The sequence below is a fragment of the Ruegeria sp. AP11 genome (genome assembly GCF_056535865.1).
Window position 1 is genome coordinate 2,670,297 of sequence record NZ_JBQFJB010000001.1, and the last position, 14,559, is coordinate 2,684,855.

Consider the following 14,559-nt stretch of genomic DNA (forward strand, 5'->3'; position numbering starts at 1 on the left):
TGTGCAAGTGGGGGCTCTGCCCCCACACCCCCGGGATATTTTTAGCCAGATGAAGAAGGATCCCCTACGGTCAGGTTGAGCTGGCTGCAGAGCGTTTCGATGACCGTGTTCAAGGCATTGGCCTGCGTGTTGACGCAGGAATTCGCTGCGTTTCTTGCGGTTTGCAGGGCGTCCGGGTCCGAGAGCCATTGGGCGACCGTCGTTGACAGCTCTGCTGCGGTGTGGACCTGTGTCGCGCCGCCGGTTTCGATCAGCGGGGCGAAAGTTTCCGCAAAGTTGAAATATCCCGGACCGGTGATGACAGCGGCACCTGCCTGTGCGGGTTCGAAAGGATTATGGCCTCCGATTTCTTTCAGCGAGCCGCCGAGGAAGACGATCGGGCAGAGCGCATACCAGGTGCCCAGCTCGCCGAGCGTATCGGCCATGTAGATCTGTGTCTGCGGCATGATGGGCTGATCGGCGCTGCGCAGGGCAAAGGTGAGGTCGTTGGCTGTGATTAACTGAGCGATCTCGGTGCGCCTCTCGGGGTGGCGCGGGATCAGCAGCAGCAGCAGGTCGGGCCAACGGTCGAGCAGGGTCTTATGCGCGGCCAGAACGGTTTCCTCTTCGCCCTGATGGGTGGAGCTGGCGATCCAGACCGGGCGGTTGCCGATCTGATCCCTGATCTGCGACAGAGCTGTGGAATCCACCGGCAGCGGGTCTGACATGGCCTTGAGGTTGGTGCCGGGCTGTACCCGTTCGGGTGGGGCGCCCATGGCGATAAGATTGGTGGCGGTCTTGTCGTTCTGGGTCAGGAACAGATCGAAGTGGCCAAGGATGAACCGGGCGGTCTTGGGCCGTTTTCTCCAACCAGAGACGGATTTCTCAGACAGGCGGGCGTTCAGCAGGGCAATCGGCGCCCCGCGTTTTGCCGTTTCGACAATCAGCCGGGGCCAGATTTCGCTTTCGACGAATATGGCTGCGTCGGGTTGCCAGTGGTCCAGAAACCGGCGCACCGAACCCGCGCTGTCAAGCGGGGGGTATTGGTGGCGCGTGCGCGGAGGCATGCGTTTGGCGATCAGTTCGGCGGATGTGGGTGTGCCCGAAGTGATGAGGAATTCAGTGCCGGGCAGACGTTCGGCCAACCGATTGATCAGGCTGAGGACAGACAGGCTTTCGCCGACGCTGGCTGCGTGAAACCAGATCAGGGGTCCATCCGGGCGGATCAGGCTGGCATGGCCTAAACGTTCTTGCTGGCGGGGCTCGGGGACGTTGGCGGCCTGCAATTTGGCACGCACTTTGCGCCAGATCAGCGGCCCGATAAGCGAGGTCAGGCCGCAGTACAGTTTGTACAGCAGTGTTGGCTTTCCGAGGCGTCCGGGCAAGTTAGCCGCCTGTATGGCTCATGTGGCGGCTCATCTGGCCGTCGACGGCCTGCCGGGAATAGTCGAAATCATGCCCCTTGGGCTTGAGATTGATCGCCGCGCGGATCGCATCTTCCAGCGGTTTTTCGGTATCGGGATGGTCGCGCAGGGGCGCGCGCAGATCGGCCATATCCTCTTGCCCGAGGCACATATAAAGCTCACCGGTGCAGGTCAGGCGCACGCGGTTGCAGCTTTCGCAGAAATTATGGGACAGGGGGGTGATAAAGCCGATTTTCTGGCCTGTTTCTTCCAGCCGCACATAGCGTGCCGGGCCGCCGGTGCGTTCGGCCAGATCGGTGACCGCATAGTGGTTTTCGTATTCCTTGCGCACGTCCTTCAGCGACCAGTACTGATCCAGACGATCCTCGTTGCCGATGTCACCCATGGGCATGACCTCGATCCAGGTCAGGTCCATGTCGCGTTCGGCGCACCATTCGGTGATGTGGGGCAGTTCCGGTTCGTTGAAGCCCTTCAGCGCCACGGCATTGATCTTGATCCGCAGCCCGGCCCTTTGCGCCGCGTCGATTCCGTTCAGCACCTGTTTCAGGCGGCCCCATCGGGTGACTTTCGCGAATTTGTCATCGTCCAGCGTGTCCAGCGAGACGTTCACCCGGCGCACGCCCGCCGCATACAGATCATCGGCAAAACGGTGCAGCTGCGAGCCATTGGTGGTCAGCGTCAGTTCTTTCAGCGCGCCGCTGTCCAGATGCCGCGTCATGCTGTTGAAGAAGGACATGATGTTGCGGCGCACCAGAGGCTCCCCCCCGGTGATACGCAGCTTTTCGACGCCCATGTTCACGAAGGTTGTGCAGATGCGGTCCAGCTCTTCCAGGGTCAGAAGGTCCTTTTTGGGAAGGAACTTCATATCCTCGGACATGCAATAGACGCAGCGGAAATCGCAGCGGTCCGTGACGGATACACGCAGATATGTGATGGCGCGGGCAAATGGATCGATAAGCGGAGCTGTCATGCAGGTATAGGTAAAGCGCAGGCCGCCCACCGGCAAGGGCGAACTGTGTTTTTGGCTGGCGCAGATGGGCGCAGCGCTCTAGGTATTTCAGTATGAGATATGTATTGTTTCTGGCTTGCTCTCTGATTGCTGGTTGCGATGCGGTCCGGTCCACGACGGATCGTGTTTTCGGAGCCGCGCCAGCAGAGCCTGAGGTCGCACCTGCTGTTGCCGAACCCGTTGAAGAGGTCGCAACACCGGTGGTTGGCGCTGTTGGTTGGATCGGGGCCAAAAGAACGATTGCGGGTTTGGGTGATCCCAACACGCCGGGGCGTTGGCTGCAGACACCGCTGGTCGAGACCGAGATCAACGGGCGCATCGTGGTGCCCCGGACAGGTGCACAGGCCTATGTGGCGCTTGTCCCTGCACCCGGACCAGAGGGTGGCGGCAGCCGTTTGTCGCTTGAGGCGATGCGGGCCCTGCTGATCCCGTTCGATGAGTTGGTCGAACTGGACGTTTATTCAGACTGAAGGTATTTCCCGGCCTCTTTGCGGGCGAAGGGTTTCATCGCCGCACCGTGTTGGGCAAGGAAATCAACCACGCGATCGGGATCGTGTTTGGAAAGCTCGCGCAGCCACCAGGCGACGGCTTTCTGGATGAACCAGTCCCGGTCTGGGACATATCCCGCGGCCCAGCCGAGCACGCGGTCACGGCACGCCAGTTCTTCGGGCTTCGGGTGGTTTTGTTTGGTCCAGGGCAGGGTGGAAACCAGCGCAGCGCGCCGGGACCACATGTGATCGGACCGGGTCCAGAGCTCAACCTGATCCAGTCGTGAGGGATCAGCCGTCAGCCGTTTCTGTATCGCCATGCAGGCATGGTCCGCGATGGCCCAGGCATCGAAATCGGGCAGCCAGCTTTGCAGCAGGTCCCAGACGGCATCGTCAGGGCGTATCCGCGCCTGTGTCAGCAGTTTTGCGGCGGCCACGCGGGCTTCGTGTATGTTGGTCTGCCAGAGGGCCGAGGCCAGATCGACCCGTGCGGGCACATCCAGTTCTCGCCGCCAATCTTTGGTCAGATCATTCAGGATCGGGTTTGCGACGCCCAGATAAAGGCGATCGACCTTATGATAGGCCGCCACCTGTTCGGCCCGTGCCGGATCGGCGTGGGCCTTGATCTGATCCAGATGGGTATTCAGCAGAGCATCGCTCATTCGACGGTTACGGATTTTGCCAGATTGCGCGGCTGGTCCACATCCGTCCCCTTGGCGACGGCCGTGTGATAGGCCAGCAGTTGCGCAGGGACCGAATAGAGGATCGGCGTGAGGCTGGGGTGAACATGCGGCATACGGATCGTGCTCCAGGCTTCGTCCCCGGCCTCGGCAATGCCGTCATCGTCAGATACAAGGATGACTTTGCCTTTGCGCGCCATCACCTCTTGCATGTTCGATACGGTCTTATCGAACACCGTGTCGCGCGGGGCCATGACCACCACCGGCATGTGCTTGTCGATCAGGGCGATGGGGCCGTGCTTCAGCTCACCCGAAGCATAACCTTCGGCGTGGATATAGCTGATTTCCTTTAGTTTCAGCGCGCCTTCCATGGCCAGCGGATACATCAGGCCGCGACCCAGAAACAGAACGTCGCGCGCCTCGGACAGGCGCTGGGCCGACTTGCGGATGGCGCGGCCTTGGTCCAGTGCGGTGTTCAGGACCGACGGCAGCCCGCGCAGCGCAGCGGCGTGATCCGCCAGTTCTTCGGCGCTCAGCGTGCCCCGGTCCGCCGCAGCCTTGAGCGCCAGCATCAGCAGCACGCTGAGCTGACAGGTGAAGGCTTTGGTCGAGGCCACTCCGATCTCGACCCCGGCATGGATCGGCAGGGCGATATCGCTTTCCCGCGCAATCGAGCTTTCGGGAACGTTGATGACCGAAGCAATCTTGTCCGCCTTGCCCTCGCAATAGCGCAGTGCCGCGAGCGTATCAGCGGTTTCGCCCGATTGGCTGACAAACAGCGCCAGCGTTCGGTCGGTGATCGGAGGTTCGCGATAGCGGAACTCGCTGGCGATATCGACCTCGACAGGCATTTTGGCCAGTTGCTCGAACCAGTATTTAGCGGTCAGGCAGGCGTAGAATGCGGTGCCACAGGCGACCATGGTCAGCCGGTCAAGCTTGGTGAAGTCCAGATCTTCGGGCAGAACGATCTGATCGCTGCCGGTGGGCAGGTACGAGCGGATTGCCTCGGCCACCACCACGGGTTGCTCGGCGATTTCCTTGGCCATGTAATGCTTGTGCCCGGCCTTGTCCGTACGGGACTGATCCAGCTTGATCCGGCGCATCTCGCGGTTGGCAATCTCACCGGCCTCATTGCGGATCTCAAGCGAGGTGCGGGTCAGAACCGCCCGGTCGCCTTCTTCCAGATAGGTGATGCGATCGGTCAGTGGCGCCAGCGCGATGGCGTCCGAGCCCACATACATCTCACCATCGCCATGACCGATGGCCAGCGGTGATCCCTTTCGAGCCGCAACGATCAGGTCGTCCTGCCCGTGGAACAGGAAGGCGAGCGCAAAAGCACCCTCAAGCCGATCAATGGTCTTATAGGCTGCGTCGACCGGGGTCAGACCTTGCGACATATAAAGCTCGGTCATCAGGGCAACGGTTTCCGTATCGGTTTCGGTCTCGAATCCGATGCCGTGATCGGCCAGTTCAGCGCGCAGTTCGCGATAGTTCTCGACGATGCCATTGTGCACCACGGCGACCGGCCCGGCCTTGTGGGGGTGGGCGTTGCTGACCGACGGCGCGCCATGGGTGGCCCAGCGGGTGTGGCCGATGCCGGACTTGCCGGGCAGCGGATCGTGCACCAACAGGTCGCTGAGGTTGACCAGCTTGCCGACCGCCCTGCGGCGGCCAAGAACACCGGCATTGACCGTCGCGATCCCGGCGCTGTCATAGCCGCGATATTCCAGCCGTTTCAGCGCCTCGACCAGAATGGGCGCGGCCTCGTGGCTGCCCAGAACACCAATAATTCCACACATAACTCAGGCTCCCTTGTCGCGGCGCGCCTTTTTCGCCTTCAACATTTCAAACAATTTTCGCGCATAGCCGGGCTTGTTGTCCTGCTTGGCGCGCGCCACGGCCAGAGCATCCGGTTCAACATCCTTGGTCACCACGGTCCCGGTTGCGGTCATCGCGCCATCGCCCACAGATACCGGAGCGACCAGCATTGTGTTGGACCCGATGAACACGTTCTCGCCAATCGTGGTCTTGTGTTTCATCACACCGTCATAGTTGCAGGTGATGGTACCGGCGCCGATATTTGTGGCGGCCCCGACGGAGGCATCACCGATATAGCTGAGGTGGTTGACCTTCGCGCCCTCGGCAATCTCGGCATTCTTGATTTCGACGAAATTGCCGATGCGGGTGTTTTCCGCCAACTCGGTTCCCGGGCGCAGACGCGCATAGGGGCCAACGGTGGCGCCCCGGCTGACATGGCAGCCTTCCAGATGCGAAAACGCACGGATTGTGGCGCCGCTTTCGACGGTCACACCCGGTCCGAAAACCACGTTCGGCTCAATTACCGTATCGCGCCCGATGATGGTATCTGCGGCCAGATAGACCGTCTCGGGCGCCATCAGCGTGACCCCAAGTTCCAGCAGTTCGCTCCGCGCCCGCGCCTGAAAAATCGCATCCGCTGCCGCAAGATCGGCGCGCGAGTTCACGCCCAGCGTCTGCGCCTCATCACAAGCGACGGCAGTGACGCGCAGGCCGCGGTTGCGGGCGATCTCGACCACATCGGTCAGATAGTATTCGCCCGAGGCGTTGTCGTTGCCGACCGCATCGATCAGCGAGAACAACGTTTGCGCATTGCACGCCATAAGACCGGAGTTACAGAAGGTTATGGCGCGTTCCTGATCCGACGCATCCTTGAATTCGACGATCCGTTCCAGCGTTTCCCCGTTCATCACCAGACGGCCATAGCGCGCGGGATCGGCGGCCTTGAACCCGAGGATGACCAGATCATTCTCGGCCCGTGCTGCGATCATACGTTCCAGCGTGTCGGGCTGCAGGAACGGTGTGTCGCCGAACAACACGACCGCATCGCCCTCGAACCCGGTCAGCGCATCGCGGGCCTGGGCGACGGCGTGTGCAGTTCCGAGCTGCTCTTCCTGTACAACAATCCGGGTTGCTTCGTCTTCGGCCTGCGCAACTTTCGAGACGGCCTCGGCCCCGTGGCCCGCGACGATTACGGTATGGGCAGGGGACAGGGCAGATCCGGCGCGCATGGCGTGAACCAGCATCGGCACCTGCGCGATAGGGTGCAGCACTTTGGGCAGGTCAGAGTTCATTCTTGTGCCTTTCCCGGCAGCAAGAATGACAAGGGCGGTGGTCATGAAATCGTTTTCTCTTTGTGTTTTGTTGCGCCCCGTTTTATCCGCTGAGGTCAAAGGCGCAAGCGGTTGAGCCATCAAACAAGATTGCCGTTTGCAACATGGGGTGGCGAAAAACCGCTGAGGCAGGAGGCGATATGCGTACAGTGATCTTCGATCTGGACGGGACTTTGGCGGATACGTCCGGCGATCTGCTGGCGGCGGCCAACCATTGTTTCCGGCAGATGGGGCATGGCGATGTGTTGGTTCACGATCAGGATGCCGGGGTCGCCTTGCGCGGTGGGCGGATGATGCTGACCCATGGCCTGAAACGCGTGGGCGCTTATGCCGAGGACACGGTTCTGGCCTATTATCCGGTTCTGCTGGAGGCTTACGCCGAAGCGATTGATACGCACACCCGGTTCTATCCCGGTGCGCTGGAAGCGGTGGAGCGACTTGCGCAAGATGGCTATGGGGTAGGCATCTGCACCAATAAGCCCGAGGGGCTGGCAGATTTGTTGCTGACCCGATTGGGCGTGCGTGACAAATTCGCTTCGTTGGTAGGCGCGGACACATTGCCCGTGCGCAAACCCGACCCGGAACCGCTGCGTGAGGCGGCGCGGCGTGCGGGGGGGCATCCGGATCATTGCGTTCTGATCGGTGATTCCGATACCGACCGGAATACCGCGCGGGCTGCCGGTGTACCTTCGGTTCTGGTCACATTCGGCCCCTCGGGTGACGATATGGCTGCGCTGGAGCCCGAGGCATTGCTGCATCACTTCGACGATTTGCCGAAAATGGTCTCGGATTTGATCGGAGCGGCGGCCTGATCTCTTGACCCTTGCACGTTCCGGCCCCAGAACGAATCCATGACCGAGACATTCACTGGCAGTTTCACCCAACAGGAACCCATTCCCGAAGAAGCGATCGAGGCCGCATTGGCCGTGATGCGCCACGGGCGCCTGCATCGCTATAACGTCGCACCCGATGAGCTGAGCGAGACCGCTTTGCTGGAGCAGGAATTTGCCGCTCAGATGGGGGCGAAATACTGCCTGGCGGTGTCGTCGGGGGGGTATGCGCTGGCGACTGCGCTGCGGGCGGTCGGGGTCGGGCCGGGTGATCCGGTTCTGACCAACGCGTTCACGCTGGCTCCGGTCCCCGGGGCGATTGCTTCGGTCGGGGCGAAGCCGGTCTTTGTTGGCGTGACCGAGACGCTGACCATCGATCTGAATGATCTTCAGGCCAAACTGGGGCAGGCAAAGGTCCTGATGCTCAGCCATATGCGCGGGCATCTGTGTGACATGGATCGACTGATGCAGATGTGCGACGCGGCGGGTGTGATCGTGATCGAGGATTGCGCGCATACGATGGGGGCGGCCTGGCGGGGGCAGCTTTCGGGGCGTCAGGGGGCTGTGGGGTGTTACTCATGTCAGACCTATAAGCATGTGAATTCCGGTGAGGGCGGGCTGCTGGTCACGGATGACCCGGAACTGGCGGCGAAGGCGACTATGCTATCCGGGTCGTATATGCTGTATGAACGCCATCTTGCAGCGCCTGCGCCGCAGGTGTTCGAGCAGATCAAATACACCACGCCCAATGTTTCGGGTCGTATGGACAACCTGCGCGCGGCAATCCTGCGTCCGCAATTGCGGGATCTGGACCGGCAGGTCGCGCGCTGGAACGAACGCTATGACGAGATCGAGCGCGGATTGCGTGAAACGCCGGGTCTGACGGTGGTGGAGCGTCCGGCGGAGGAATCCTATGTCGGGTCTTCGATCCAGTTTCTGTTGCTGGACTGGACGCCGGAGCGTATTGCCGAGGTGATACGCCGTTGCACCGCGCGCGGGGTTGAGTTGAAGTGGTTTGGAGGGGCAGAGCCTTCGGGTTTCACCTCACGCTACGACAGTTGGCGCTACGCGGACAGTGTGCCGATGCCGGGGAGTGACCGGATCCTGGCCGGTATCATGGATATGCGCGTTCCGCTGACGTTTTCGCTGGACGATTGCCGCCTTATCGCGCGGATCATCCGAACCGAGGTGAGCGCGGTCCATCAGTCGTAACCCAGCGGAGTGCGCTTTCAGCGTACGCTCGATTCTTTGGAAAACGCCGCCCCATGCAGGGCGGCGTTTTGCGTTGCCCACACGCATCGTTGACCGGAGGCGGAATCGCTGCTATCTGTTTATTGAACACTTGTTCATTAACGCGGTTGGAGGAGCCCTGCATGTTTATGGCCACAATGCAATTTGATCTGGGCGAGGACGTGAACGCCCTGCGTGAAATGGTGCATCGCTGGGCACAGGAGCGCGTGAAGCCGATGGCGGCGGAGGTCGACAAGTCCAACGCCTTCCCAAACGAGCTGTGGAAAGAGATGGGAGAGCTTGGCCTGCTGGGTGTCACCGTGCCTGAAGAGTATGGCGGTGCGGGGATGTCCTATCTGGCGCACACCATCGCCGTGGAAGAGGTGGCGCGGGCCTCGGCCTCGGTATCGCTGTCTTATGGGGCGCATTCGAATCTGTGTGTGAACCAGATCAAGCTGAACGGCACGGATGAGCAGAAGCAGAAGTATTTGCCGCGGCTGATCTCGGGCGATCATGTGGGGGCGCTGGCCATGTCCGAGCCCTCGGCCGGTTCGGATGTGGTGTCGATGAAGCTGCGCGCTGAAAAGCGCAATGATCATTACCGGCTGAACGGGAACAAATACTGGATCACCAACGGGCCAGACGCGGATACTCTGGTCGTTTACGCCAAGACCGACCCGGAGGCGGGGTCGAAGGGCATCACCGCCTTTCTGATCGAGAAAGAGATGAAGGGTTTTTCCACATCGCCCCATTTCGACAAGCTTGGGATGCGGGGATCGAACACGGCCGAACTGATCTTTGAAGATGTCGAAGTGCCGTTTGAAAACGTGCTGGGCGAAGAGGGGCGGGGTGTCGCCGTTCTGATGTCAGGGCTGGATTATGAGCGGGTGGTTCTGGCCGGGATCGGCACCGGCATCATGGCCGCCTGTCTGGACGAGGTCATGCCCTATCTGGCCGAGCGCAAGCAGTTCGGCAAACCCATCGGGTCGTTCCAACTGATGCAGGGCAAGATCGCGGACATGTACACCGCGATGAACTCGGCCCGGGCTTATGTCTATGAGGTTGCCAAGGCGTGTGACCGGGGGGATGTGACGCGGCAGGATGCGGCGGCGTGTTGTCTTTATGCGTCCGAGCAGGCGATGGTGCAGGCGCATCAGGCTGTGCAGGCGCTGGGCGGGGCCGGGTTCCTGTCGGATTCTCCGGTCAGCCGCATCTTCCGCGATGCCAAGTTGATGGAGATCGGTGCGGGCACCAGTGAAATTCGCCGGATGCTGATCGGTCGGGAAATGATGAACGAAATGCTGTGAAGGAAAACGCCCCGCGATTCAACGAACTGCGGGGCATCTTTCAAAGGATCAGAACTGATGCACGTAGGACAGGCCAACCAGGAACGGATCGACTTCGGCGGTGCCGATTTTGGTGCCGTTCACCGAGACATCCGCGTCGATATCGAACCAGCGCACGTTCAGACGCACGGCCCCTTTTTCGGTAATCTGATAGTCCAGGCCCGCTTGCAGCGAAACACCAAAGGAATCGTCGACTTTCAGGCCGTCGATCGGAGAATCTTCGTCGAAGAAGATGGTATAGTTCAGACCCGCGCCAACATAGGGTTTCCAGGCGCTGTTGGTGGGGAAGTGATAGTTCAGCGACAAGGTCGGCGGCAGTTGCTTGACGCTGCCCGCGTCAAAGCTGCCAGCGAGGGTAATATCGTGCTTGAACGGTGTCGAGGCCAGCAACTCGATACCCAGATTGTCGCGCACGAAATACTCGGCGGTGAAGATCGGGCGGGTGCTCGAGCCGATACTGGCGCTCGCGCCGTCCAGCGTGCCGTTGTCGGATTTAGGATCGACATAGCCAACACCGATTCCAAGCGTCCAATCGCCCTGCGTCTGGGCAAAGGCCGGCGCTGCAAGTGCAACAAGGGCGGTAGACAGGGTCAAAGCGGCGAGTTTTCTGGTCATATTCATGCCTTTGGTTCTGTTAATGCCGCAGTTTTGAACCGGGAAGAATTCAAGGACTCTGATCTGTATCAAATTTCGGGGCTGTCTATTGGTTCCTGTGGCGAAGCAAAGTCCCGTAAAACAAGGGAAAACCAGCGTGCTTTCCACTGAGTGCATACCGGGTTTGCGCTCCGATGGCAGCTGGGACATCCCTGACAGGCTGAACATGGCGCGGCAGTGTCTGGCGCAGCCCAACGACCGCGTGGCGCTCATCGATCTGACCGGCCAGCGCGCTGAACCTGTCACCTTTGGTGCGCTTGCGGGGCAGGTGGACAGTATTGCGCGGGCGCTGCTGGGACAGATCCGACCAGGGGATCGGGTGGGGGTATTGCTCAGCCAGTCGCCGTGGTGTGCGGCAGCCCATCTGGCGATCTGGAAGATCGGTGCGATTTCGGTGCCGTTGTTCAAACTGTTCAAACGGGATGCTTTGGCCTCTCGCATCGGCGATGCGGGCGCGCGAATTGTTCTGACGGATGCCGAAGGCGCGGCGTTGGTCGGTGAGCTTGCCCAACCTTTGCTGGCAGATCAGATCGGACAGGAGGGCGACCCGGTGCCCTTCGCCAATACCGGTCCCGAGGATCCTGCGGTTCTGATCTATACCTCGGGCACCACCGGCAGCCCCAAGGGCGCGTTGCACGGGCATCGGGTGCTGACGGGCCATCTGCCCGGCGTGTCGATCAGCCACAATCATCTGCGCGACGGTGACTGCCTGTGGACACCCGCCGACTGGGCCTGGATCGGCGGGCTGTTCGATGTGCTGATGACGGGGCTGGCGCTGGGTATTCCGGTCGTCGCGGCGCGGCTGGACAAGTTTTCGCCCGAGGCCTGCGCTGATGTGATCACGCGCGGCGGTGTGCGCAACGTATTCTTCCCGCCGACGGCATTGCGGATGCTCAAGGCGGCGGATCAGGCGATCCCCGGCCTGCGCTCGGTTGCATCGGGTGGTGAGCCGCTGGGGGCCGAGATGCTGGCCTGGGGGCGGCAGGCGTTTGGCCTGACAATCAACGAGTTCTACGGCCAGACAGAATGCAACATGGTTGTGTCCTCCTGCGCACAGGACTTTCCCGTGCAACCCGGCTGCATTGGCAAATCGGTGCCGGGGCATGAGGTTGCGGTGATCGATGAGGATGGTCAGTTGTCTGACGACGAGGGTGATGTGGCCATCCGGCGCGGCTCGGCCTCGATGCTGCTGGAATACTGGAACAATCCGCAAGCGACCGCTGAGAAGTTCTGGGGCGATTGGCTGATCACCGGAGACCGCGGCGTGTGGGAGGGCGACTATCTGCGCTTCGTTGGCCGCGATGATGATGTGATCACCTCGGCTGGCTATCGCATTGGACCCGCCGAGATCGAGGATTGCCTGCTGACCCACCCGGCGGTGGCGACAGTGGGCGTGGTCGGCAAACCTGACCCGCTTAGGACAGAGATCGTGAAGGCCTATGTGGTTTTGAAACCGGAAGTCGAAGCGTCGGAGCAGGAATTGCAGGATTGGGTCAAGGACCGTCTGGCGCAGTACTCCTATCCGCGTGAGGTGGCGTTTTTGGAGGAACTGCCGATGACGGTGACGGGGAAGGTGATCCGGAAGGAATTGAAGGCGCGGGCGGCGGGGGAGTTGAACAAGTGATATTCGAATTGAGAAGCTTCTTAATTTTGGCGACTACGCTGGGTGCAGTTGGCTTGGCAACACAAGCCGAGACAGCTGCCCCCGAAAGGTTTGATACAGTCGCATTTTTGCGAGCCTGCACTGATCTTGTTCCAAATGTCGACTATGCGCTTCCTATGGATGTGGAATGTGTCGGCCAAAGCCACAGGATGTGCACGTTGGCGGACCCAAGTGCTGAGGTCGAAAGATGCGTTTTGGTGGTGTCAAAGTGGATGCGCGACAAAACGATTTCGGAGTGGTCTCAAATCCCAGAAACAAACCGTCTTGGTTACGAAGATCCTCCTGCGGCGCAGGACGTAATAAGAGATGCAAAGATAATATTCGACAATGAAATATTAGCACAATTTGCACCAGCGATAGCTGATTGTGACGATATTCAGATCGAAGGTGTCTCCGAGCAGGATGCTTGTGGCTATGCGGACGCATTGGCTGGCTGGCTCACGCTGAGAATTCTCCAACGCGCGACTGAACGCGAAGAAGAAAAACAGGTGCCTTAGACATGAAACTCACATCCAAAGCCATGCCCACCTCTGAGGGCTTCAGGGCAAACCGCGCGGCTCATCTCGACGCGCTGTCCCAAATCTCTGCCGCCGCTGAAGCCGCCCGCATGGGCGGAGGTGAGAAATCCCGCGCGCGGCATGAATCGCGGGGCAAGATGCTGCCGCGTCGTCGGGTGGCGAACCTGCTCGACCCGGGGTCTCCGTTCCTTGAAATCGGCGCGACGGCGGCGCATGGGATGTATGGCGATGCCGCACCCTGTGCTGGGGTCATTGCGGGCATTGGCCGGGTGCAGGGGCGTGAGGTCATGGTGGTGTGCAATGATGCCACCGTGAAGGGCGGCACCTATTATCCGATGACGGTCAAGAAGCACCTGCGCGCGCAGGAGATCGCCGAGGAAAACCATCTGCCCTGCATCTATCTGGTCGACAGCGGCGGCGCGAACCTGCCCAATCAGGATGAGGTCTTCCCCGACCGCGACCACTTTGGCCGCATCTTCTATAACCAAGCGCGGATGAGCGCGAAGGGGATTGCTCAGATTGCCGTGGTGATGGGGTCCTGTACGGCGGGCGGGGCCTATGTGCCCGCGATGTCGGATGTGACGATTATCGTGCGCGATCAGGGGACAATCTTTCTGGCCGGACCGCCTCTGGTCAAGGCCGCGACCGGAGAGGTGGTGAGTGCCGAGGATCTGGGCGGTGGCGACGTGCACACGCGCCTGTCCGGTGTGGCGGATTATCTGGCCGAAGATGATGCCCACGCGCTGGCGCTGGCGCGCCGGGCGGTCGGGTCGTTGGGGGGTGCCGGGCTGAAGCCCAGCCTACGGTTCGAGGCATCGGAAGAACCCGCTTATGATCCCGAGGAAATTCTGGGCGTTGTCCCAGCCGACCTGCGCACGCCGTATGACATCCGTGAGGTGATTGCACGGCTGGTCGATGGCTCGCGCTTCGATGAATTCAAGCCCCGGTTCGGCGAGACGCTGGTGACCGGTTTTGCCCATGTCAAAGGGTGTCCGGTGGGCATCATCGCCAATAATGGGGTGCTGTTTTCCGAGGCCGCGCAGAAGGGCGCGCATTTCGTGGAACTGTGTTCGCAGCGCAAAACGCCGCTGGTGTTCCTGCAGAACATCACCGGGTTCATGGTTGGCCGCAAATACGAAAACGAAGGTATCGCGCGGCACGGGGCCAAGATGGTGACGGCGGTCGCGACGACTTCGGTGCCCAAGATTACCATGTTGGTGGGCGGGTCCTTCGGGGCCGGGAACTATGGCATGGCGGGGCGCGCCTATCAGCCTCGGTTCCTGTGGACATGGCCGAATTCGCGCATTTCCGTGATGGGTGGAGAGCAGGCCGCGGGCGTGCTGGCCACCGTCAAGCGCGACGGGATTGAACGGCAGGGCGACACGTGGTCGGCTGAGGAAGAGGCCGAATTCAAACGCCCGACGCTGGAGATGTTCGAGGAACAGTCGCACCCGCTCTATGCATCGGCGCGTTTGTGGGATGACGGCATCATCGACCCGCGCAAAAGCCGCGATGTGTTGGCCTTGTCGCTGAGTGCTGCGCTGAATGCCCCGATTGAGGAGACACGTTTCGGCGTGTTCAGGATGTAA

The 14,559-nt window shown here is 60.9% G+C and carries 13 protein-coding genes; 7 read left to right on the forward strand and 6 right to left on the reverse strand.

The annotated features are described in order from the left end of the window. Positions 1 to 41 precede the first annotated feature (41 nt). Together ACR3E4_RS13365 and moaA are read right to left on the reverse strand one after the other, a co-directional pair. Positions 42 to 1,364 carry a 3-deoxy-D-manno-octulosonic acid transferase gene (locus ACR3E4_RS13365; protein WP_480529935.1) on the reverse strand — a complete coding sequence of 441 codons (1,323 nt, stop codon included), beginning with the start codon at positions 1,362 to 1,364 and terminating at the stop codon, positions 42 to 44. A 1-nt stretch (position 1,365) separates the two neighbouring features. Further along, positions 1,366 to 2,373, reverse strand: a complete 1,008-nt coding sequence (gene moaA / locus ACR3E4_RS13370; RefSeq protein WP_480529933.1) for a GTP 3',8-cyclase MoaA — start codon at positions 2,371 to 2,373, stop codon at positions 1,366 to 1,368. Positions 2,374 to 2,465: 92 nt separating this feature from the next. Between moaA and ACR3E4_RS13375 the strand changes: the two genes are divergently transcribed. Continuing rightward, entirely contained in the window at positions 2,466 to 2,882 is a 417-nt protein-coding gene (locus ACR3E4_RS13375) for a hypothetical protein (protein WP_480529931.1), read from the forward strand. On the opposite strand, the gene ACR3E4_RS13380 is transcribed toward ACR3E4_RS13375, so the two are convergent. From ACR3E4_RS13380 to glmU, 3 genes are read right to left on the reverse strand one after another with little or no spacing between them, the layout of a single operon-like run. Next, positions 2,870 to 3,562, reverse strand: a complete 693-nt coding sequence (locus ACR3E4_RS13380; protein WP_480529929.1) for a DNA alkylation repair protein — start codon at positions 3,560 to 3,562, stop codon at positions 2,870 to 2,872. The genes ACR3E4_RS13375 and ACR3E4_RS13380 overlap by 13 nt on opposite strands. Next, positions 3,559 to 5,379: a glutamine--fructose-6-phosphate transaminase (isomerizing) gene (gene glmS, locus ACR3E4_RS13385; RefSeq protein ID WP_480529927.1), complete on the reverse strand. Its 1,821-nt coding sequence runs from the start codon at positions 5,377 to 5,379 to the stop codon at positions 3,559 to 3,561. Before glmS ends, ACR3E4_RS13380 begins: the two co-directional genes overlap by 4 nt. A 3-nt stretch (positions 5,380 to 5,382) precedes the next feature. Beyond that, the gene (glmU, locus tag ACR3E4_RS13390) at positions 5,383 to 6,735 is read right to left on the reverse strand and encodes a bifunctional UDP-N-acetylglucosamine diphosphorylase/glucosamine-1-phosphate N-acetyltransferase GlmU (protein ID WP_480529925.1); all 1,353 of its coding nucleotides are present in this window, start codon (positions 6,733 to 6,735) and stop codon (positions 5,383 to 5,385) included. A 134-nt stretch (positions 6,736 to 6,869) separates the two neighbouring features. On the opposite strand from glmU, the gene ACR3E4_RS13395 reads away from it, so the two are divergent. The 3 genes from ACR3E4_RS13395 (at position 6,870) to ACR3E4_RS13405 (ending at position 10,096) form a co-directional block, all read left to right on the forward strand. Further along, entirely contained in the window at positions 6,870 to 7,541 is a 672-nt protein-coding gene (locus tag ACR3E4_RS13395; protein ID WP_480529923.1) for an HAD-IA family hydrolase, read from the forward strand. A 39-nt stretch (positions 7,542 to 7,580) separates the two neighbouring features. Continuing rightward, on the forward strand, positions 7,581 to 8,771 hold the full coding sequence (locus ACR3E4_RS13400) for a DegT/DnrJ/EryC1/StrS family aminotransferase (protein WP_480529921.1): 1,191 nt from the start codon (positions 7,581 to 7,583) through the stop codon (positions 8,769 to 8,771). Between the two features lie 161 nt (positions 8,772 to 8,932). Beyond that, positions 8,933 to 10,096: an isovaleryl-CoA dehydrogenase gene (locus ACR3E4_RS13405; protein ID WP_480529919.1), complete on the forward strand. Its 1,164-nt coding sequence runs from the start codon at positions 8,933 to 8,935 to the stop codon at positions 10,094 to 10,096. Positions 10,097 to 10,144: 48 nt separating this feature from the next. Here the strand turns inward: ACR3E4_RS13405 and ACR3E4_RS13410 are convergent, their stop codons facing one another. After that, positions 10,145 to 10,750, reverse strand: coding sequence for an OmpW/AlkL family protein (locus ACR3E4_RS13410; protein ID WP_480529917.1), 606 nt, complete (start codon positions 10,748 to 10,750; stop codon positions 10,145 to 10,147). 136 nt (positions 10,751 to 10,886) lie between these two features. Between ACR3E4_RS13410 and ACR3E4_RS13415 the strand changes: the two genes are divergently transcribed. From ACR3E4_RS13415 to ACR3E4_RS13425, 3 genes are read left to right on the forward strand one after another with little or no spacing between them, the layout of a single operon-like run. After that, positions 10,887 to 12,413 carry an AMP-binding protein gene (locus ACR3E4_RS13415; protein WP_480529915.1) on the forward strand — a complete coding sequence of 509 codons (1,527 nt, stop codon included), beginning with the start codon at positions 10,887 to 10,889 and terminating at the stop codon, positions 12,411 to 12,413. Beyond that, positions 12,410 to 12,949: a hypothetical protein gene (locus ACR3E4_RS13420; RefSeq protein WP_480529913.1), complete on the forward strand. Its 540-nt coding sequence runs from the start codon at positions 12,410 to 12,412 to the stop codon at positions 12,947 to 12,949. Before ACR3E4_RS13415 ends, ACR3E4_RS13420 begins: the two co-directional genes overlap by 4 nt. 2 nt (positions 12,950 to 12,951) lie before the next feature. Continuing rightward, on the forward strand, positions 12,952 to 14,559 hold the full coding sequence (locus ACR3E4_RS13425; protein WP_480529911.1) for a carboxyl transferase domain-containing protein: 1,608 nt from the start codon (positions 12,952 to 12,954) through the stop codon (positions 14,557 to 14,559).

Coding starts and splice junctions, on each gene's coding strand:
- moaA (WP_480529933.1), bottom strand. CDS start 2,373: ATGACAGCTCCGCTTATCGATCCATTTGCCCGCGCCATCACATATCTG.
- ACR3E4_RS13425 (WP_480529911.1), top strand. CDS start 12,952: ATGAAACTCACATCCAAAGCCATGCCCACCTCTGAGGGCTTCAGGGCA.
- ACR3E4_RS13400 (WP_480529921.1), top strand. CDS start 7,581: ATGACCGAGACATTCACTGGCAGTTTCACCCAACAGGAACCCATTCCC.
- ACR3E4_RS13375 (WP_480529931.1), top strand. CDS start 2,466: ATGAGATATGTATTGTTTCTGGCTTGCTCTCTGATTGCTGGTTGCGAT.
- ACR3E4_RS13405 (WP_480529919.1), top strand. CDS start 8,933: ATGTTTATGGCCACAATGCAATTTGATCTGGGCGAGGACGTGAACGCC.
- ACR3E4_RS13395 (WP_480529923.1), top strand. CDS start 6,870: ATGCGTACAGTGATCTTCGATCTGGACGGGACTTTGGCGGATACGTCC.
- glmU (WP_480529925.1), bottom strand. CDS start 6,735: ATGACCACCGCCCTTGTCATTCTTGCTGCCGGGAAAGGCACAAGAATG.
- glmS (WP_480529927.1), bottom strand. CDS start 5,379: ATGTGTGGAATTATTGGTGTTCTGGGCAGCCACGAGGCCGCGCCCATT.
- ACR3E4_RS13410 (WP_480529917.1), bottom strand. CDS start 10,750: ATGACCAGAAAACTCGCCGCTTTGACCCTGTCTACCGCCCTTGTTGCA.
- ACR3E4_RS13380 (WP_480529929.1), bottom strand. CDS start 3,562: ATGAGCGATGCTCTGCTGAATACCCATCTGGATCAGATCAAGGCCCAC.